Source organism: Bradyrhizobium sp. MI1.11 (genome assembly GCF_055811255.1).
This window is the reverse complement of record NZ_JBVVPM010000035.1, coordinates 14,596-35,033: the sequence shown is the minus strand read 5'-3', so window position 1 is coordinate 35,033 and position 20,438 is coordinate 14,596. Positions and strand designations below refer to the sequence as shown.

Genomic DNA, 20,438 nt, shown 5'->3' with positions numbered 1-20,438 from the left:
CCTGGGCTCAAGCCGTCAAATGTGGTCATCTCTAACGTCAAGCGCATCGCGCAACCCGTCGCCGATGAAGTTGAAGCTGGTCACTGCGATCGTAATCGCCGCGCCTGGAATGATGGCAAGCCAGGGAGCGCTGGCCAGATATTGCTGGGCGCCGTTGAGCAGATTGCCCCAGCTGGGCAGCGGTGGTTGGATGCCGTAACCGAGGAAACTGATATAGGCCTCCAGAAGAATCGCACGGGCGACGGTGAGGCTTGCGGCCACAATGATCGGACCGGTGGCATTGGGCAGAATTTCGCGAAGCATGATATGCCTGCCGCTCAGACCGACCATGCGCGCGGCCTGGACAAACTCGCGCTCGCGCAGCGAACGGACCTCGGCTTCGACGATCCTGGCAACCTCCATCCAGCTCGTGACAGCGATGATGACAGTGATCATCATCGGACTGGGCCGGAGCGTCGCCGCCAACGCCAGCACGAGGAAAATCGAGGGGAAGGACAGAAAGCCATCCACCGTGCGCATCAGCGCCGCTCCGATCCAGCCGCCGCGATAGCCTGCGGTCACGCCAACGAGCGTTCCGATCAGCGTTGACAACAACATCGCGGAGAATCCCACCAGCAGTGAGACGCGCCCAGCCATCAACAGCCGCACAGCCAAGTCTCGCCCCAACGGGTCAGTGCCGAAATAATGATGACCACTCAACGGAGGAGCAAAACGGGCGCGCATATCAATGTGGAGCGAGTCGTAAGGCAAGGCATAGGGGCCCAAGACGCACGCCAACACGAGCAGGGCGATCATCGCGAATCCGAGCAGCGCCAGGTGGTGGCGCATGAAGCGGCGCACCCCGCGGCTGTGCCACCAGCGAATTGGAGGGAGGTGGGCGGCGATGTCAGTCATAATTGGGACTCCTGTTGACGGCACGAGCCTGCGTCTTCAGCTGAGACGAATGCGCGGATCGACGAGTGCGACAAGGATGTCTGCGACGAGATTGCCAAGCACGACAAGGATGGCTGAGAATATCAACAGCCCCATGACCATCGGATAATCACTGTAGCCGAGGCTGTCGAGAAACAGCCGCCCCATTCCCGGCCAGGTAAAGATGGTCTCAGTGACCAACGCGCCGGTCAGAATGCTCGGCAACTGCACCCCAGCCAGCGTGATCATCGGCAACAGCGCGTTGCCGACGACATGCTTCAGCAGGATGCGGCGCTCACTCAGGCCCTTGGCGCGAGCCGTCTTGACGAAATCCTGGCTCAGCGCATCGAGAGTCGCCGTGCGCATGTAGCGGCTCCAGACCGCGACATGGACCAGAGACAGCACCAAGCTTGGCAAGATCAGGTGATGCAAGTAATCCAGCACCGATCCGTCGCCGATCGTGTACATGTTCCCTGCAGGCACCCAACCGAGCTTCAACGTGAAGATATAGATGCCGACGAGGCCGAACCAGAAGGTCGGGACCGACAGCGCGACCATGGCGCCGATCGTCGCGCAATAATCGAACAGGGAATAGCGGTGGGTGGCACCGCGGATCCCGATCCAGGAACCAATGGCAATGGCCAGTGCCGTGGAGGTGCCCATGAGCAGCAACGTCGCGAAGAGGTGACGCCCAATCACCGCCAGCACCGGCGTGCCGTCGCGGAAAGAGTGTCCCCAGTCGCCTTGAACCAGCCGCCAAGCCCAATCAAAATACTGAATCCACAGCGGCCGGTTCAGCCCGAGCTGCTCTGCCAGTCGCTCAATGTCCTTCTGAGTCATGCCGGGATCCAGCCCGAACTGCGCGAGAGGACCGCCCGGCATGAAGTTGAGCACCGTGAAGCCGATGATCGAGACGATCACCAACAGCACGATGCTCTGCGAAAAACGATTGAGCAGGAACCCGGGCATTCGAGTCTCCATATTAACTTGACAGCGGCTAGTCGGTCGCCGCCCTGCGCCTATCCGGGCCCCGGGCGGCGATACGTCAACTCGCCCAAGACCAAGCCAGCGCGTTCCAGGATTCAGTGCGCGTGTTGACGTTCGGCGCGACCCCGGAAATGCCTTTCTTGTTACCCTGGACCGCATTGATCTGGTACAGCGGAAGGAAGGGCAGGTCGCGACGAACAAGCTCTTGTACCCGACGGTAGATCGTGCGCCGCGCGTCCGGATCGAAGCTGCGAACCCCTTGATCGAGCAAGGCATCGACCTCTAGATTTGAATACTGCGCATTATTCGAACCACGCCCGCCCTTCGTTCTAATCGAACGCGAGTGCAAGCGATTGGTCACGTCCGGGTCAGCACCGATCAGATACGTGCTACCGACGATCACGGAATCGAATTGCGATTGCTGCCAGAACTCGCCCCACATCACGGCGGCGGGCAAGTTCGATATCTTCATCTCGACGCCCAACTGAGAAAATGTCTGCTGCAAGAACTGCTGCACCTGCTCGCGAAGCGGATCGCCTGAAGTGGTCGAACTGGCAAAGGACAGGCGGACGCCGCTTTTGGCCCGAATGCCATCCCGCCCGGGCATCCAGCCGGCTTGGTCGAGGATCTGGCGCGCGCGGTCCAGATTGTATGCGTGCGCTGGAAGATTGGGGTTATAGTAGATGGCCTGCCTCGGCATGAAGGTCTCCGTCGGAGTCGGCACGCCGTAATAGAGCCCCTGGATAATCGATTCCTTGTCGATGGCTGCATAGAGCGCCTCACGGACTGCAAGCTCCCTGAACTGTGGACGCTCCAGATTCAGGTAAAAGGACTCGAATGAGGCCTTCGGGACCAGTGTCACAACTCGGTTCGCCAGCGCCTTGGCTTCCTCGTAATGGTCAGCTGTGATGTACGGCTGCCCCATCAGGTCCACGTCGCCGCTCTTGAACTGAGTGTAGAGGACGGTGAGGTCGGGAATGTATTTGAAGATCAGCTTCTCGATGTGAGGGCCTTCTCCGAAATATTCGGAGTTAGCCACGAGCTCGAGATGATCGCCTGCGACCCGCTGGCCCCACTTGAACGCGCCGGTGCCAACAGGCGCCTGGTTGAAGGCAGCGTTGTTTGGATTGGCCTCCTTCTCGAGGATGTGCTTGGGCACGATGAAGGTTTCGGTGAGGAACGACAGATAAGGCGCAAAAACCTGTTCCATTCGCCACGAGATCTCCGTGGGCGAGATCACCGTGATGTCGCGCACGAGGGCATGGCCGGCGGTGCGCCAACTCCGGAAGTCCGGGTTGGTGATCAGTTCGAGGGTGAACTTCACATCCTCGGCCGTGAAGGGTTTGCCGTCGTGCCAGCGGACATCATCACGCAAACGAAGGTGCCATTTGAGACCGTCCTCCGAAATGCCGCCGTTCTTCTGGTTCGGTACTTCGACGGCAAGGTTGGGCTGAATCTCGCCTTTTGGGTCGATCCGGAACAGCGCGTCAAAAACCGAGAAATGGACACCATCATCGACTTCAATGTGTACCATCAGCGGATTGAAGACTGTCGGCTCTTGTCCAAGTCCGACGACGATGCGACCGCTCGGTTTGGCGGAGGCCTTCTGAGCGAAGGCGGGCGTACCCAACAGGCCTGGTGCAGCGAGGCCGGCAGCCCCGGCCACCATCAATCGAAGTGCATTGCGCCGTGAATAGCTCGAGTCAAAATAAGCTTCCGTCATGACCTCTCCTCGTTCTTGGCTGTGTCCCGCCGGTGTTCATTGACTCCCGCGAGCGCGCGAGCGCCCCTTGGCTGCTCGCCGGGGATGGCAGCGACGAGCTCGCGCGTGTAGGCGGATTTCGGGTCCAGGAAGATCTGCGACGGCGGTCCGCGTTCGATGATCTGTCCTCGATGCATAACCGCAATTTCATCGCAGATCTGGCTGGCGACGCGCAGATCATGCGTGATGAAGATCATCGAGACGCCAGTCTCCCGCTGAATCTGGTCCAGCAGCTTCAGGATCTGGGCCTGGATTGACACGTCAAGCGCGGAGACGGCTTCGTCGGCGATCAGCAATTTTGGTTTGAACATCAGCGCCCGGGCGATGCCGACGCGCTGGCGCTGCCCGCCGGAGAATTCGTGCGGATAGCGGTCGAAGGCGCCTGAATCTAGGCCGACATGGGACAGAAGCTCCCGCGCCCGCTCACCAGCCTCTCTGTGCGGCACGCCGTGCGCGACCGGCCCTACTGTGAGAATTTGCCCGACCGTCGAGCGCGGGTTGAGCGACGCAAACGGATCCTGGAAGATCATCTGGATTTTTGGCCGCAGCGGCCGAAACTCGGCCTCGGTAAGCCCGGCGACGTCGCGGCCTTCGAACAGAATCGAGCCACCGTCGCTCTCCATGAGCTTGATCAGCAGCCGGCCGAGCGACGATTTGCCCGAACCGCTTTCTCCGACAACGCCTAGCGTGCGGCCCTGCGTGAGATCGAACGAGACACCATTGACCGCAGTCACGATGCGCTGCGTGCGGAAAAGCGCACTGCCGCTGCGATAGGTCTTGACCAGACACTCGACCTTCAGGATTGACGCCCTGTCGGCGGCTTCCAACGGATTGCGGTCCTTGCCGGTCAGGTGCGGCACGGCCGCGATCAGGCGGCGCGTATAGAGGTGACTGGGCGACTTGAGCACTTGCTCGGCACTGCCTTGCTCCACGCAATGGCCCTTCTCCATCACCACAACGGAATCGGCAATCTCCGCCACGACTCCAAAGTCATGGGTGATGAACATCACGCTCATTCTCTTGCGGCGCTGAATGTCGCGGATCAGTTTGAGGATCTGCGCCTGCGTCGTCACGTCGAGTGCGGTCGTCGGCTCGTCCGCAATCAGGATCGCGGGCTCAAGAGCCAGGGCCATGGCAATCATCACCCGCTGCCGTTGCCCGCCCGAAAGCCGGAATGGATACTGGTGATACATGAGTTGCGGATCGGGAAGACCGACTTCAACCAACAAGTCTATGGCGCGGCTGCGACGGGATTTCGCGGTCCCAACGTCGTGCGCTGCCATCACTTCCTCGATCTGCGCGCCCACGGTCATCAGCGGATTGAGCGCTGAGAGCGGATCTTGAAAGATCATCGAGACGACGCGGCCGCGAAGGTTGCGGAGCTTATCGGGCGAAATGGCTACGATGTTGGTCCCATTCAGGTCGATCGAACCCGAGGTAACACGTATCGCCTTGGGCAGAAGCCCCATGATCGCATTGGCTGTGACCGACTTGCCCGATCCGGACTCTCCAATGATGCACAGTATCTGACCACGCTTCAGATCAAAGGAGACGTTCTCGACGGCGTGAGCCCGCTCCATCCCGGCCGGCAAGCTCACGGTCAGGTCACGCACCGAGAGTGCCACATCTTCCGAAGCTACAGCCTGAGAGGCAGAGGCCATTTGAACAGTCTCCCCTTTCAACGGCGTTGGGTCGTTCTGCTGCGGATTGGCTCTTCGGCCATTGTTGGCGCCGCGACGATCGGACAGGTCGAAAATTCGCCGCTCATTTTGCCATTCCCTGTTCGGAGAGTGCGACATGATTCAAAGCTTGGTGCTCAACAGCAAAAAAAGCTGTCGCTCAAGCCAAAACATCGGACGAGCGGCCAACTCGATCACTGAATCGAAGTTCTTGGAGCTAACAATCCCATCCAGCTTGATTGCTCTTGTGGAGGTCTGTTCCTGGACAAGGCTCATCCAGCTTCCCTTTAGAACTTCTGCCATTGATCGACATTGACCCGGCATTCGCGAGTTTGACTGCTTCAATCACCCCAGAGTCGCCGAAACGCGCCGTATGGGCAGCAGGAAGTTCTGAAAACGAAGTGCCATCTGGCATTTCAGTCTGCGCCGCCAAACGTCGGAGATCAATTACCGAACCGGACTAGATTGAGATTGCCGCCGCGACGAGAGAACTCTCAGGCGGCCTGTCTTTTACGCACAAGCGCACTATCGTTGTGCACGGCACGGCCGCACGCGCTCAAAGCTTGATGCCCTGGTGCTTTGGCGAATGAGGTGGGCGCCAGCGACGTGTTCTCACAATAATAGCTTGAACAGAAGTCGGCAAACCGCAGAATATTCCGTCTAATCACAAATTCCCGCAGAGCACCTGCCGCGAATGCTCAGCTACGATAGGTCAAACGCCGGGAGTCCTCGCTTCATGAGTGCGCCGCTCATCCATATTGAATCAAGCCCGTCTCTGCCTCAAGAGGCTGACGTCGTCGTCATTGGCGGCGGCGTGGTGGGCGTGTTCACGGCGTACTATCTCGCCCGCCGCGGCGTTAAGGTCGCCTTGCTCGAAAAGGGGCGTGTCGCCGCCGAGCAGTCCAGTCGCAATTGGGGATGGTGTCGTCAACAGAATCGCGACGCGCGCGAGCTACCGATTGCCACCAAGAGTCTCGATCTTTGGGAGACAGTAGCACAGGAGACCGGGGAAGACACGGGGTTCCGCCGCTGCGGGCTTCTCTATCTGTCGAATGACGAAAATGAGCTGACCGGCTGGGCGAAGTGGCGCGATTTTGCAAAGACGGTCGGCGTTACGACACAGATGTTGAGCACGAACGAAGCGAGCGAGAGGGGCAAAGCGACGGGCCGCAAATGGAAAGGCGGCGTATTCTCTCCAACCGACGGAACGGCAGACCCTTCGAAGGCTGTGCCCGTAGTCGCGCGTGCGATCATGACGGCTGGCGGCACGGTGCACCAGCACTGCGCCGCTCGCGGCATAGAGCTCCGTGCCGGCCGGGTGAGCGGCGTAGTGACCGAAACAGGCACAATCCGGACCAACACGGTGGTCATGGCAGGAGGGGCCTGGGCCTCTTCGTTCTGCAACCAGCTCGGCATTCGCTTCCCGCAGGCGTCCGTGCGCCAGTCCATTCTCGCCGTGGCTCCTGGCGCAGCCGGCCTGCCTGATGCCCTGCACACCGCACTCGTGTCGCTTACGCGACGTAGCAACGGCGGATACACTGCGGCGATCGGCGGGCGTGCGCGCGTCGATCCAACGCCGCAGCAATTCAGGTTCGCTCGCGAATTCGTGCCTATGTTCGCGCGACGCTGGCGCAGTCTCGCCCCTGGAGCATTCGAGGGCATGCGCCAAGGTCATGAATCCTTGGCGAAGTGGGCGCTCGATGAGACGACCCCGATGGAGCTGAACCGGACACTTAGTCCCCGTCCCGACATGCGGCAGATTCGGCTGACACATCAACGAGCTTGCGAATTGCTGCCTGAACTCCGTCGCGTCGCAATCTCCAATGTCTGGGCCGGTTATATTGACAGCACACCGGATGGCGTTCCCGCAATCGGTGAGGTGGGGGCGATTCCAGGCTTTATCCTTGCGGCAGGGTTCAGCGGCCACGGTTTCGGGATTGGCCCCGGCGCGGGGCACCTAATCGCCGACATCATTACGGGTACTGCGCCGATCGTCGACCCGCGTCCATACAGGCCGGAGCGGCTGAAAACGGGTGCCTGGGGCAAGGTCGCCGAGTTCTGAAAAGCAATCTCTCCGCCCGGTGGGAAAGGAAGCTGGTTGGTGCTATGACAGTGCGTATGACGCTGAAGCCTCAAAGCCTTGACGCCGCTATGGCTCCCATCTCATGGCATTGCTTATGAAGCTCGATAAGATCGACATCAGGATTTTATGCGAACTGCAGAAGAACGGGCGGACTTCCAACGTCGAGCTCGCAGAGCTTATAAACCTTTCCCCGAGCCCCTGCCTGATGCGCGTCAAGAGACTCCAGACGGAGGGCTTCATCACCGGCTATTCCGCCCAGATCGACGTCTCCAAGCTCGGACAAACTCTGACTGTGTTCGCCGAGATCACGCTCAAAAATCATCGCCAGATCGATTTCGCGCGCTTTCTCACGACTATCGAAAAGATAGATTCAGTCGTCGAATGCCATCTGGTTTCGGGCGGATATGACTACCTCGTGAAGTTTATCACAGCGGGAATCAGCGAATATCAGGCGCTGATGGAACGTCTCGTCGAGATGGATATCGGAATCGACAAATACTTCAGTTTTGTCGTGCTGAAGTCCCCGATCGTGAAATCCCATCTGCCTCTCGAAAGCATATTCAATAGCTGAAGAACAATCCTCCACCTCGGGGGGCATGGACAGATCGTCGCGTCGCGCTACGGCTCAGGCTTTTGCTGGCCTCGGAATGACAGGCGCAGTGATCATCATTTCATCGCCGCGCGGACGTCGCTGTCTTCGAGGGTTTGGTCGAGCGTCATGCGAGTTCGTTCGATGATGCCGTCGATGTCCCCATCCGTGCAGCAGAGCGGGGGCGCAAAACCCAGCACGCCCTGGGCAAAGGCGCGGATGACGAGACCGTTGTCCCATGCGCGGTCGAAGATGCGGCGCGCCGCGTCGGCTTCCGCCGGCAGGGGCGTCTTGCGCTCCTTGTCCGTGACGAGCTCGATTGCGGCCAGCATGCCGCGACCACGGACATCGCCGACAAGTGGATGATCTGCAAGCGCGCGAAGGCCCTCCATCAGGCGGTGCCCGGCCTTCCGGCCGTTTGCCAACAAGCCGCTTTCGTAAAGATCCAGGCACGCGAGTCCGACCGCTGCACTGACGGGATGTGCGGAATAGGTGTAGCCGTGGCCGACCGCCGTCCTGCCGGCTCCGTCCGCAATCGTATTGTAGACGCGGTCGGACATGAAAACGGCTCCCATCGGCACATAGCCCGACGTCAGACCCTTTGCGGTGGTCATGAAATCCGGCACGACGTCGTCTTCTTCGCATGCGAAAAATGGGCCGACACGACCAAAGCCAGTGATGACCTCATCGGCAACGAACAAAATATCGTTCTCCCGGCAAACAGCGTGCATGGCTTTCAGCCAAGACGGCGGTGGCACGAGGACACCCCCTGATCCCTGAATTGGCTCGACGTAAAAAGCCGCAACGCGGTCTGCGCCCAGTTCGGCGATCTTGGCTCGCAGGGCCGCAACCGACGCAGCAATGATAGCCTGAGGATGGGAACCGACAGGATTACGATAGGCATAGTGCGACGGAATTTTGTGCTGCCAGCTATAAGGTACCCCAAAGCCCGCATGAAAGGCAGGGATCGCGGTCAAGCCGGACCCTGCCGTCGACGATCCATGGTAGCCATGCTCGACGGAAATGAACTGATCCTTCTCCGGCGTACCCTTGGCATGATAATAGTACCGAATAAATCGGATCGTGCTGTCGACGGCATCGGAGCCACCCAGCGTGAAGTAAACATGGTTCAAATCGCCAGGCGCTAATTCGGCCAACCTGGCGGCCAGCCGGATGGCTGGATCGGAGCCCAACCCGAAATAGCCCGTCGCATAGGGCAGTTCGCGCAGTTGTCTCGTGGCTGCATCAACGATGCTGTCTTGTCCGTACCCGGCATTGACACACCACAGGCCGGCGAAGCCGTCGAGCAATTGATGGCCCGAGACGTCGGTCAGCGTCGCGCCCTTCGCCGATCTTAACACCCGCACACCCAAGGCCTCGTGAGTGCGATAGGATGAGACCGGGTGAACCAGATGCGCACGATCCAGCTCGATCAGCGAATTGCTCAACATGTCGTCCTCCATATCAACCCGAAGGCAGATTAGGATATCCAGGACGGCAGTTCCTCCCAAGCCGCGCCCGGATCGGAGGAGTTTTGACTTTCGTTGGTGATCGATGCCGCAGCTTATGCCGGAGCAGGCCCGGCGCATGACGGTGCTGCTCAACGCGAGCGGTTGCTTGGCGCAACTCTCTGCCAAAGCTTCGATCCGGTACGACACAATCTGCTTCCGGCTTCAGCGAAAGCGGCGCTTTATCTTACGAGATGCTCCTTATGATGCTTGTCGTACCGGCGCGCGGTGCCGAGAAGATTGGAGGATTCCACGTCATGACCAAGTTCCGACCGAAATATATCACTTTCGATTGCTATGGCACGCTGACGAATTTCGACATGGCCGGTGCGGCAAGGCGAGTCTACGGCTCCCGGCTTTCTGCCACGACGATGGCAAGTTTCATCAAGGATTTCGCTGCCTATCGCCTGGACGAGGTTCTTGGCGCGTGGAAGTCATACTTCGAGGTCGTGCATAATTCGGTAGAGCGCGCGTGCAAGCGCAACGGTGTCGTATTTCGGCCGGAGGATGCCCAGCGCATCAATGAAGAGATCCACACATGGGGTCCACATCCCGACGTCCCGGCCGGTCTGGCCAAAGTCGCCACGGAGTTACCGCTGGTGATCCTGTCGAACTCCATGAAGAACCTCATCATGTCGAACGTCGAAAAGCTCGGCGCGCCCTTCCACATGATCATCACGGCCGAGGAGACCGGCGCCTACAAGCCGCACATGAAGGGCTTCGAGTACATGCTCGACAAGCTGGGCTGCGGCCCGGAAGATATTACCCACGTCTCCTCGTCCTTCCGGTACGACCTGATGACGGCCTACGACCTGGGCATCAAGAGCAAGGTGTGGGTGAACCGCGGTCACGAGCCCGCGAACCCCTTCTATGAATACACTGAGGTCGCGGACATCGGCGGGCTCGCCGCCGCAGTCGGCTTGGAGCCCCTTCGAAGAAGCGCGTGAAGGCGTATCCTTTTCGGGCTCTTTCGCGGCACGTAGACCTTCGAAAATTTCAGTAGAGACTGTTGCGTGATGAATAAAGGGGGCGGTTCAACCGCCCCCTTTTTCTGTGTTTGAACTACTCATCCGACAGAATTGTGTTACTTCGCTGTTGAGGCATCATGCTGTTTATCGCGCGGACGCGGTCCGCCGCAAAATCGAAGAACCCTTCGATTCCTCTCCTGAAACCAGGAATCGTCCCCTTATTCCAATCCGCCGACATGAAGCGTTTTGATCTCGAGATATTCATCTATCCCGAGCTGGGATCCTTCGCGCCCCAGCCCCGATTGTTTTACGCCGCCGAAAGGCGCGACCTCGGTCGAGATCAGGCCGGTGTTCAGGCCTACCATGCCGAATTCCAGCGCCTCGGCAACGCGCCATGAGCGCTTGAGGCTTTCCGTATAGAAATAGGCGGCAAGACCGAAGGGCGTGCCGTTCGCGATCGCGATCGCTTCGTCCTCCGTCTTGAAGCGGAAAAGCGGCGCGACTGGTCCGAACGTCTCTTCTGAGGCCAAGAGCATGTCAGCCGTTGCCTCACCGAGCACGACGGGGCGGGCATATTGCCTACCTTCCGGCATATATTCGCTCTGCGAGATGATCCTCGCGCCCTTGTCCAGAGCGTCTGTGATGTGCCGCTTGATCTTTTCTATCGCCGCGCCATTGATCATTGGTCCGATTTCGACGCCTTCTTCGGTGCCGGCCCCGACCTTCATTTTCGCAACCCGTCTGGCCAGCTTTTCTGCAAAGGCATCGTAAATGCCTGATTGTACCAAAATGCGATTGCAGCAAACGCAGGTCTGTCCACCATTACGAAACTTCGACGCAATCGCGCCCTCAACGGCCCGGTCGAGATCGGCATCATCAAAGACGATGAACGGCGCGTTGCCGCCGAGCTCGAGGCTGAGCTTCTTGATGTTGTCGGCGGCGCCTTTCATCAGCAATGCGCCGACGCGAGTCGACCCGGTAAACGAGATCTTGCGAACAGTTTCATTGGCCATCAATTCCTGGCCGATTTCCGCGGGCATGCCCGTCACTATATTAATGACGCCCGCCGGGATCCCTGCCTGCTCCGCAAGTACGCCGATCGCGAGCGCCGAAAACGGCGTAAATTCAGATGGCTTGATGACCACGGTGCAGCCCGCAGCAAGCGCAGGTGCCACCTTGCGCGTGATCATGGCGTTAGGAAAGTTCCAGGGCGTGATAATCCCGCAGACGCCGACCGGCTCTTTCAGCACCAGAATGCGGCGATCGGCAGTAGGTGACGGGATGGTCGATCCGTTGATCCGGCGAGCCTCTTCCGCAAACCATTTTACGAAGGATGCCCCATAGCGGATTTCTCCGAGCGATTCAGCAAGCGGTTTGCCCTGTTCCAAAGTCAGCAAGAGCGCCAGATCCTGCTCATGCTGCCGCATGAGCTCATACCAACGCTCCAAAAGTGCCGCGCGTTCTGCGTGAGTAGTCTTCTTCCAACGTTTGAACGCATCAGCCGCAGCGTTGATTGCAGCCGCAGTCTCGTCACGCCCCATGTCGGGGATAGTGCCAAGGACGTTCTGGCTGGCAGGATCGATGACATCAACGGTCGATTTCGCGTTCGCATCCCGCCAGTTGCCGCCGATCAACGCCTGCTGGCGAAACAGATCCTTGTCCTTCAATGCGATCATCTTCTTTTCCCTTCGGGGCCAACCCCGCCATCACAGCGATGCGTAATCGGCTCATGTTCCTTGTCCACGAGCGAGTCTGCTCGACGTGAGTTCGACAAGCACGCTGTTGGATTTGCCATCGGTGAGATCGAATCTTCTCATCCGAGCAATACAGGATCGAACGCCGCATTTTTCATCGAGAATTAAGCGCCTGGCGGCGTTGAATCGCATAAAACGCGACTCGAAAAGCCGATTATTCTGGCAGCGCGCCTATATTAGGAGCGCACTTCGAGCTTTGTGCTCAGTCATAAGCGCAGACGTAGATCTTTCGCACGGTCTCGATCGTGCGCCAGATGCCGACAAAGCCCGGCTTCATCACAAAGCTGTCGCCGGCGCGGTAAGTCTTCGTCTCACCACCCTTTTCCTCAATTTCGATGAGACCCGAGATGATGTGGCAGAACTCGTAAGTGGTGCCCTTAATGGAATGGGTCTCGCCGGGCGTTGCTTCCCAGACGCCGGTCAGCACCTTCTCGGCTTTGGAGGCGTCCTGCGCCCAGGTCTTGAAGGATGGATTGCCCGAAATGAGCCGTTCCGGAACAGGCAAGGCGTTCTTTGGTGCGAAGTCCGGATCGGGATCGATAGAAATCAGAAGGGACATGACATCATCCTTGGTTAATAGCCGAGTGTTCGATCGACAAGCCCGATCGGATTTTTTCCAGCGCGGTGGCGCCGGATGTTTTCTACGACGGATTGTGCCGCCGAATGCGGTTGCGTCACGGATGCGATGTGCGGAGTTATCATCACCTTCGGGTGCGACCAGAGCGCATGGCCTTCCGGCAGCGGCTCGGGGTCGGTGACATCGAGCATAGCTGCTGCAAGGCGGCCGCCGTCGAGCGCCTCGATGAGTGCGGCCTGGTCGAGCTGCGGGCCGCGGCCGACATGCAGCAGTCGCGCTCCCATCGGCAAAAACGAGAAGAGTTTTGAGTTCAGGAGGCCGCGGGTTTGCTCCGTCAGGGGCAGAAGACAGACGAGAATATCCGTTCCTCTCAGGAAACTGCCCAGCTGATCGTCGCCATGAAAGCAGGTGACGCCCTCGACCACATTTTTGCTGCGGCTCCATGCGGCAAGGGGAAATCCAAAGGGCTTGAGGCGATCGATTGCCGCTTGCGCCAGCATCCCAACGCCCAGGAAACCCACGCGGCGTTCGGTCGCCTGTGGGGTGACAAGATCTTGCCACCTGCCCCTTCTCTGCTGCTCCCGATATGCGAGCATCTCGCGATGGAGCGCCAGCACGCCGAGCACGACGTATTCCTGCATCATGCGTATGATGCCATCCTCGACCATACGCACCAGCATCACATGGTCGGGTATGATCTCGGGCACGAACTGGTCGACTCCGGCACCGATGGAAAAGAGCACCTCCAAATTGCGATAACGCGAGACGTCGTCCGGCACTTTCCAGGTCAGCAGATACCGCACCTTTTCCGGGTCGATGCTTTTCCTCCCCTGGTAGAATTCCAGATCGGGGAGCTCGCGCGCAAATATCTGGCGGAATATTGCGCCCCGAGCGGCATCGGAATTGAAAAGAAACCCCATCGAGGGACCCTTCGTGTCACGCGGCGAGATGCTCAATGACTTGTTGGCGCGCAGCGAGCTCGCCGGACATCTACAGCCTAGCGGCAAGCAGAAGCTTTCTCTGCCGAATCTCGGTGCGCTATATGCCGAACATTTCGAACACTTGTACCAAAACAGGTGAAACCTGCTGGCCTTCCGTGCAATGCTGCGGCAAACACGTTTGCTGTCGCAACTGGGCAGCAGGTTCATAAAGCACGCCAAGCCATAGACTTTGGCATTCCGCGAAGGAATGAACTGAGATGGGACGATCCGTACGCCTGAAGTCCTTCGAATTGGTCGCGCGCGACATTCGAGACGTTGATGTGAAGCTGCTCCACGCGCTCTCGATTGCGGTCGGCTGGCCGCATCGGCCAAAGGACTGGGATTTCCTGCGCCGCGCCGGTCAAGGCATCGTCGCTGTTGACGGCATCGGGCGCGTTTTCGGAAGCGCGATGTGGTTCCCGCACGGAAGCGAATTCGCCACCATCGGCTTGGTACTCACATCGCCGCGCACCCAAGCACAAGGTACCGGCCGATGGCTTATGGAACAGGTATTCGAACGGTGTGGGGATCGGAATCTTACCCTGAACTCGACCGATGCTGCCTATCATCTTTATCTGTCGCTGGGCTTCACCAAGGAAGCGGTCGTGTATCAGTGGCAGGGAGAGGTCGTATCACCCCTTCCACCGATATCAGTTCTGGATGGCGAATTGAGATCGGCGTCAGCCGAAACACTCAATGAGATTGCAGCGCTGGATGAGCGTGCGTTCGGCACGAGCCGCCGGGAGCTGCTTGCTCTGCTTTCGGAAGGTGCGTCAATCTGTGTACTGCGCCGCGACGGCAAGACAGTCGGCTACTCCATGAAGCGCGAGTTCGGGCGTGGTCACGTGATCGGTCCCATTGTCGCCAGCAATGATTATGACGCGATCCATCTCACGGCCGTGCATCTTAAGGATCTCACCGGCCGTTTCGCCCGCGTCGATACTCGGGAGCAGACGGGCCTATTTGCTGATTATCTTCAGCAGAGCCGCCTCGCTATAAGCGAGACGGTCACAACCATGTCCAAGGGACGGCGATTCCTGAACCGAAAGGAAAACGAGCCGTGGGTCTACGGATTGGCCGCTCACGCGTTGAGCTGAGCTGAGAAGCAAATCGTTGATCGGCGCTGGTTTCCGACGCCGGTGCTCGCCCTTATTCTACGGGCAACGGCTTGGCGCCGATTCATGGAAATGGTTGAGGTCACTAACGTGCTCTCGCCAATTTGGCCATATAAGCTCAACAAATTAGCCGTCGTTTTTGCCGATGTCGCCTCGACCTGAAGAAGCTGACGAGGGTCTCCGCCGGAAATAGACTCGCTGGCAACGTCCTTAAGCGCGCGAACGTACAAAATTGTAGGTTCGCCCTCATTAATGGATATGGCATTTTCGAGCTTCGTAGGTAGAGCAAAACCCACTGTTTGACCGGCCGGCAGGAAAAATGGGCCGAAGCCTTGGCGGACCACCGGACCGGAGAGCGTCGCGAAGCGCCCCCGATAGATTCACATCGGGGAGGCGCAACAGCCGATACCGACCTTCGCTTCAGGTGCAAACCGAAGCTCCGCGCCTTCTACTGGACATTCATACCGAAGCGCGCAGACCATCGTGAAGCACTGCCGCGCCCGCAATGCGGCTCGCGCCGATTTCGGTATCGATAGGCTTGAATTGCAGGTGCTGAAGGACGGTATGAAGAGCTGAACGCAGACCGGTAGATTTCGTGTTACAGGTGGAGGGGCTTGGGTCCTAATTATCCGACTCGTCGCACGGCGTGCGACCATCAAAAGCGTCGCACGAGACCCGGCTTGTTCTGCGGAGGAATTTAAAAAAGCCCTTGCGGGCCAATCTCTTAAGGGTGGTGGGCGCACCAGGGCTCGAACCTGGGACCCGCTGATTAAGAGTCAGCTGCTCTACCAACTGAGCTATGCGCCCGAAAGGCGGTTAAAGCCTTGCGAGGCCGGTCGTTTAGCAAAGCGATCCGGGTCTGGCAAGCGATGGCACGTAAGTTTTCCAAGGCTATGACAAGGGTATGCCGAGAGCTCGCCCACATCCCCCAAAAAAGCGAAAAGCCGCTGGATTCCAGCGGCTTCGCCAGGGTTGATCGCGGCCACCGTTGCAGGCTCAGAGCCGGCCCTCGCGGTCCCCGTCTGAGCCGCCGTCGCGGTCGAAACGGTCACGGTGGAAGTGGTCCATACCGCGCTCCATCATGCGGTCCATGCCACGCTCCATGAAGTGGCCGCGCGGGCCGTCTTCGCCACCGCCGAACGGGCCGCGGTGGCGGGTCAGCACGGCGAGGCGCCGCTTCTGGCCCTCGTCCAGAGTCTTGTAGAGCGGATCGGCGGCATCGGCGATCTTCTTCAGGGCCGCCGACGTCGCCCCCATGTCCTCGGCGCGCTGGCGCAGGCGGGCGACCGGATCTTCCGGCCTGTCGGCATCCTTGTTGGCGTCCTTATTGGCGTCCTTGCCGGCATCGCCGGGACCGGCATTCATCCGCGCATTGGCGCGGTCCATGCGCAGCTTGGCGAAGTCGCGCACGGCGGCCTCGACCGGCGGCCACAGCTTCTCCTGATCGGCGTTGAGCTTCAGCCCGGCATGGACGGCGGCGATCCGCGCGTCGACCATGGCGGCGCGGTCTTCCGGGTTCATGCGGATGTGGCGCGTGTGCTCGTGCATCCACGGGCGATGATAGTGGGCATAGACCGCGCCCGAGCCGGCGATGCTGAGCACGGCGATGGCGGCGATGGTGAATTTCCTCATGCGAACTCTCCTCTGGAAGGATGCCGTGAGGATGGGCGCAGCGCGGCTTACGCGCAACTTACAACTTGGACAGGGAGCGCGTTCTTTCGAAGATGTAACGCTCCTGAATTTTAGTTCAGTCGCAATCGGAAATCATTCGCAACAAAAGGGGCTTCCGCGCCCGGCACGGAAGCTCCATTCATGGTCCGTTCAAATCAGTTCGTCGTGCTCTTCGCTTCCTTCTGGAACTCGTCGATCAACGGTTGGCCGATGCGGCCTGCGGCGTCCTTGTAGACCGGCTCCATGGCCTTACGCATCGCCTCATCCTGCTCCGGCGTGAGCTTGATGATCTCGCTCTTGCCGCTCTTCCTGATCTCGGCGAGCGCGTCCTCGTTCTCCTTCTGCGACTGCGTATTGTTGAAGTCGGTCGCTTCCTTCATCGCCTTCGTCAGCTGGTCGCGGATGTCGGCCGGCAGATCGTCCCAGAACTTCTTGTTCACGATCACGACGTAGCCGATGTAGCCGTGATTGCTCTCGGTGATGTACTTCTGCACCTCATGCATCTTCTGGGTATAGATGTTCGACCAGGTGTTCTCCTGCCCGTCGACGACGCCGGTCTGGAGCGCCTGGTAGACTTCGCCGAACGCCATCACCTGCGGCAGCGAGCCGAGCGCCTTGAACTGGGCCTGGAGCACGCGCGAGGACTGGATGCGGAACTTGACGCCCTGATAGTCGGCCGGCGTCACCAGCTTCTTGTTGGCGCTCATCTCCTTGAAGCCGTTGTCCCAATAGGCAAGGCCGGTGATACCCTTCGGTTCGAGCAGCTTGAGCAACCTGGCACCGAGCGGACCTTCCGTCACCTTCCGCAGCGTCTTCAGATCGGGGAGGATGTAGGGCAGATCGAATACCTCGAACTCGCGGATGCCGAGCGGGCCGAACTTGGAGTTGGACGGCGCCAGCATCTGCACGCTGCCGAGTTGGAGCGCCTCGAGCTCTTCCTTGTCCTTGTAGAGCGTCGAGTTCGGGTAGATCTCAACCTTGACCTTGCCGCCGGTATACTTCTCGGCGAGCTCCTTGAATTTCTCCGACGCCTTGCCCTTCGGCGTGTCGGTGGCCACCACGTGGCTGAACTTGATGATGATAGGCGCTTGGGCCGACGCCGGCCCGGTCAAGCCAAGTGCCAGGACCGCCATGGACGCAGCGATCGCGAAGGTGCGCATAATCTCTCCCTGTTGTTGTTTGGGCCACCCGGCGCGCGGGCGGCCGATCCTATACCGGTTGCATCAATAGCGGCTGGAAGGCGGAGCCGCTATTGGCCCTTAGCAGGGCAGCTATTCGCCGCCACATGCAGAGTCATTCCGGGGAGGTCCGTTAGGACCTAACCCGGAATCTCGAGATTCCGGGATCTCGCTTCGCGAGCCCCGGAATGACGAACTTCGTTCGTCAGCTTGCCGCCGCGGTCGTCACGGTGTCGCGCTGGCGTTTCATGACGATCTTGTTCAGTGCGCCGAGATAGGCCTTTGCCGAGGCCACCAGCGTATCCGGATCCGCCGCGCGCGCGGTCATCGCACGTCCCTCATGCGACAGCCGCACCGAGACTTCGGCCTGCGCGTCGGTGCCTTGGGTCACTGCGTGGACCTGGTACAGCTCGAGCTTGGCTTCGTGCGGCACCAAGCGCTTGATGCAGTTGAACACCGCATCGACCGGACCGTTGCCCTCGGCCTCCTCGATCTTGATCTGGCCATCGACGTCGAGCTTCATGGTCGCGCGCTGCGGGCCATGGGTGCCGGCGATCACCGTCAGTGAGGTCAGCTTGATGCGGTCGTGCGAAGCCGCCATCTCCTCATCGACCAGCGCCTCGATGTCCTCGTCGTAGATGTCCTTCTTGCGGTCGGCCAATGCCTTCATCCGTGTGAACGCGTCTTCCAGCTGGTTCGGGCCGAGCTTGTAGCCCATCTCCTCCAGTTTGTGCACGAAGGCGTGGCGACCAGAATGCTTGCCGAGCACCAGCGAGGACTGCTTCAGGCCGACCATCTCGGGCCGCATGATCTCGTAGGTGGAAGCGTCCTTCAGCACGCCGTCCTGATGGATGCCGCTCTCGTGCGCGAACGCGTTACGGCCGACGATCGCCTTGTTGTACTGCACCGGGAACGAGGTCGCCGCCGACACCACTTTCGAGGCGCGGGTCAGCTGCGTGGTGTCGATCTTGTTCCAGAACGGGAATTTGTCGTTGCGGACGTTGATCGCCATCACGATCTCTTCCAGCGCGGCGTTGCCGGCACGCTCGCCGATGCCGTTGATGGTGCATTCGACCTGGCGCGCGCCGCCGACGACGCCGGCCAGCGAGTTCGCCACCGCCATGCCGAGGTCGTTATGGCAATGCACGGAGAACACCGCCTTGTCCGAGTTCGGCACGCGCTCGATCAGCGTCTTCATGAAGTGGGTGTATTCGTCGGGCGTGGTGTAACCGACGGTGTCCGGAATGTTCACCGTGGTGGCGCCGGCCTTGATGACGGCTTCGACGATGCGGCACAGATAGTCCATCTCGCTGCGGGTGCCGTCTTCGGCCGACCATTCGACGTCGTCGATCTGGTTGCGGGCGCGCGCGACCATGGCAACCGAAGTCTCGAGCACCTGCTCCGGGGTCTTGTTCAGCTTCACCCGCATATGCAGCGGTGAAGTCGCGATCACGGTGTGGACGCGGCCACGCTTGGCGAATTTCACCGCTTCTGCGCAGCGGTCGATGTCGGCCGGATGGGCACGCGACAGACCGGCGATGACGGCGTTCTTGGAGCGGCGAGCGATCTCGCTGACCGCCTGGAAGTCGCCTTCCGAGGTAATTGGGAAGCCGGCCTCGATGACGTCGACGCCCATATCGTCCAGCATCTCGGCTACCTCGAGCTTCTCCTCGAAGGTCATGGTGGCGCCGGGGCACTGCTCGCCGTCGCGCAGGGTGGTGTCGAAAATGATGACGCGGTCCTTCTCGGACTTGTTCACGATGGCCATTTCGAAAATTCCTTTTGAGCTTTTGCGCCGTCAGTCTTCTGGGCGCTTGAGGTGTCCGGTGATCTCGACCAACCCCTGAGCGCCCAGGCGCATGGCGCCCAGCCGGCCCTCAGGGGCAAGTAAGAAGAAGCCCGCCAATCAGGAGGGTGGGCAGCAGCGCGGCCGGGATCGTGGCGGCGGCCAGAGCCACCTCCCTCGAAATCCCATCGCATTGGCCGCGAATCAGCATTGCCAGACCCTTTTGAGCCCTCAAATCCTCGGTCAAAACCGTTGACGGTTGGTTGCCGGGAGGCTCGATGCGTCGTTTCTAGACGAGAAATGGCCGCAACCGCAACGCCAAAAGATGGACAGAAGGGCTGACATGATCGCACCGCCGGATGCGTGGAAGGACCCGGTGCCGGTGTGTCTGCCCGATTGGACCCAAGCGAGACCGTCGAGCTACGCCGTACGGCGGGCGCGAGCCCTGCTCTCCCAGCGGTTCAGCATCTGACCGAGCTCGCCGGTGGCAACCGGCGCAGCCTTGCCGGCGATCGCGATCTCGTTGGTGTTGGCCGGTGCGTTGGCACTGAGCCAATCCGGCTCGCTGTACTCACGCCAGCGGCGCGCCTCGGCTCGCCTTTTGCGGGAGACGTAGTCGCGGGTGAAATAGCCGGCCGCAAATGCAATCCCGAGCAGCAAAACCAGTACGACGACAGCGACCACAGTGAACTCCGACTTACGCCCCCGAATAACGTTCTGCCAGCATCGCGCGGGAGGTCAAGGCTTGACATGCTCCACAGCTCGGCGATGCCCTGAACGCAATTCCGGTAAACCCCGTCACGCCGGATGAATTTGTCGTTTCCATGTTCGACGTTGCAGCGCTTTTGCCGCCCCGCTCTCGCTGAGGATGCGTACCTCCCCCTCGCAA

The 20,438-nt window shown here is 59.9% G+C and carries 16 protein-coding genes and 1 tRNA gene; 4 read left to right on the top strand and 13 right to left on the bottom strand.

The genetic code is table 11. The features are described 5' to 3' along the window. Positions 1 to 15: 15 nt before the first annotated feature. From AC0L30_RS28780 to AC0L30_RS28765, 4 genes are all read right to left on the bottom strand, one after another. Complete coding sequence (locus AC0L30_RS28780) at positions 16 to 894, bottom strand: ABC transporter permease (protein WP_007601129.1); 879 nt, start codon at positions 892 to 894, stop codon at positions 16 to 18. 36 nt (positions 895 to 930) lie between these two features. Then, the gene (locus tag AC0L30_RS28775; protein ID WP_007601128.1) at positions 931 to 1,881 is read right to left on the bottom strand and encodes an ABC transporter permease; all 951 of its coding nucleotides are present in this window, start codon (positions 1,879 to 1,881) and stop codon (positions 931 to 933) included. A 76-nt stretch (positions 1,882 to 1,957) separates the two neighbouring features. After that, entirely contained in the window at positions 1,958 to 3,622 is a 1,665-nt protein-coding gene (locus AC0L30_RS28770) for a peptide ABC transporter substrate-binding protein (RefSeq protein ID WP_473405751.1), read from the bottom strand. After that, positions 3,619 to 5,322, bottom strand: coding sequence for an ABC transporter ATP-binding protein (locus tag AC0L30_RS28765; protein WP_473405763.1), 1,704 nt, complete (start codon positions 5,320 to 5,322; stop codon positions 3,619 to 3,621). The genes AC0L30_RS28770 and AC0L30_RS28765 overlap by 4 nt, the downstream gene beginning before the upstream one ends. A gap of 754 nt (positions 5,323 to 6,076) precedes the next feature. Between AC0L30_RS28765 and AC0L30_RS28760 the strand changes: the two genes are divergently transcribed. After that, positions 6,077 to 7,402 (top strand): NAD(P)/FAD-dependent oxidoreductase, encoded by a 1,326-nt coding sequence (locus AC0L30_RS28760; protein ID WP_007601123.1) that lies wholly within the window; start codon positions 6,077 to 6,079, stop codon positions 7,400 to 7,402. A 115-nt stretch (positions 7,403 to 7,517) separates the two neighbouring features. Continuing rightward, positions 7,518 to 7,994, top strand: coding sequence for an Lrp/AsnC family transcriptional regulator (locus tag AC0L30_RS28755; protein WP_018453188.1), 477 nt, complete (start codon positions 7,518 to 7,520; stop codon positions 7,992 to 7,994). Between the two features lie 95 nt (positions 7,995 to 8,089). On the opposite strand, the gene AC0L30_RS28750 is transcribed toward AC0L30_RS28755, so the two are convergent. Beyond that, positions 8,090 to 9,463, bottom strand: coding sequence for an aspartate aminotransferase family protein (locus tag AC0L30_RS28750; RefSeq protein WP_219684608.1), 1,374 nt, complete (start codon positions 9,461 to 9,463; stop codon positions 8,090 to 8,092). A gap of 314 nt (positions 9,464 to 9,777) precedes the next feature. On the opposite strand from AC0L30_RS28750, the gene AC0L30_RS28745 reads away from it, so the two are divergent. Further along, entirely contained in the window at positions 9,778 to 10,467 is a 690-nt protein-coding gene (locus AC0L30_RS28745) for a haloacid dehalogenase type II (RefSeq protein WP_007601119.1), read from the top strand. A gap of 239 nt (positions 10,468 to 10,706) precedes the next feature. Here the strand turns inward: AC0L30_RS28745 and AC0L30_RS28740 are convergent, their stop codons facing one another. From AC0L30_RS28740 to AC0L30_RS28730, 3 genes are all read right to left on the bottom strand, one after another. Beyond that, positions 10,707 to 12,164 carry an NAD-dependent succinate-semialdehyde dehydrogenase gene (locus AC0L30_RS28740; RefSeq protein ID WP_219684609.1) on the bottom strand — a complete coding sequence of 486 codons (1,458 nt, stop codon included), beginning with the start codon at positions 12,162 to 12,164 and terminating at the stop codon, positions 10,707 to 10,709. Positions 12,165 to 12,444: 280 nt separating this feature from the next. Further along, positions 12,445 to 12,801, bottom strand: a complete 357-nt coding sequence (locus AC0L30_RS28735; RefSeq protein ID WP_007601117.1) for a cupin domain-containing protein — start codon at positions 12,799 to 12,801, stop codon at positions 12,445 to 12,447. 14 nt (positions 12,802 to 12,815) lie between these two features. After that, positions 12,816 to 13,739 carry a 2-hydroxyacid dehydrogenase gene (locus tag AC0L30_RS28730; RefSeq protein ID WP_007601116.1) on the bottom strand — a complete coding sequence of 308 codons (924 nt, stop codon included), beginning with the start codon at positions 13,737 to 13,739 and terminating at the stop codon, positions 12,816 to 12,818. Between the two features lie 278 nt (positions 13,740 to 14,017). Between AC0L30_RS28730 and AC0L30_RS28725 the strand changes: the two genes are divergently transcribed. Beyond that, the gene (locus AC0L30_RS28725; RefSeq protein WP_219684610.1) at positions 14,018 to 14,896 is read left to right on the top strand and encodes a GNAT family N-acetyltransferase; all 879 of its coding nucleotides are present in this window, start codon (positions 14,018 to 14,020) and stop codon (positions 14,894 to 14,896) included. A gap of 749 nt (positions 14,897 to 15,645) precedes the next feature. Here AC0L30_RS28725 and AC0L30_RS28720 read toward each other — a convergent pair. The 5 genes from AC0L30_RS28720 to AC0L30_RS28700 form a co-directional block, all read right to left on the bottom strand. Continuing rightward, a tRNA-Lys gene (locus AC0L30_RS28720) sits at positions 15,646 to 15,721 on the bottom strand. Between the two features lie 189 nt (positions 15,722 to 15,910). Beyond that, positions 15,911 to 16,546, bottom strand: coding sequence for a Spy/CpxP family protein refolding chaperone (locus AC0L30_RS28715; RefSeq protein ID WP_473405750.1), 636 nt, complete (start codon positions 16,544 to 16,546; stop codon positions 15,911 to 15,913). A 194-nt stretch (positions 16,547 to 16,740) separates the two neighbouring features. Further along, positions 16,741 to 17,745: a TRAP transporter substrate-binding protein gene (locus AC0L30_RS28710; RefSeq protein ID WP_354128132.1), complete on the bottom strand. Its 1,005-nt coding sequence runs from the start codon at positions 17,743 to 17,745 to the stop codon at positions 16,741 to 16,743. Positions 17,746 to 17,968: 223 nt separating this feature from the next. Next, positions 17,969 to 19,531: a 2-isopropylmalate synthase gene (locus AC0L30_RS28705; RefSeq protein WP_007601112.1), complete on the bottom strand. Its 1,563-nt coding sequence runs from the start codon at positions 19,529 to 19,531 to the stop codon at positions 17,969 to 17,971. 438 nt (positions 19,532 to 19,969) lie between these two features. Further along, the gene (locus AC0L30_RS28700; protein ID WP_247288140.1) at positions 19,970 to 20,233 is read right to left on the bottom strand and encodes a hypothetical protein; all 264 of its coding nucleotides are present in this window, start codon (positions 20,231 to 20,233) and stop codon (positions 19,970 to 19,972) included. Positions 20,234 to 20,438 lie beyond the last annotated feature (205 nt).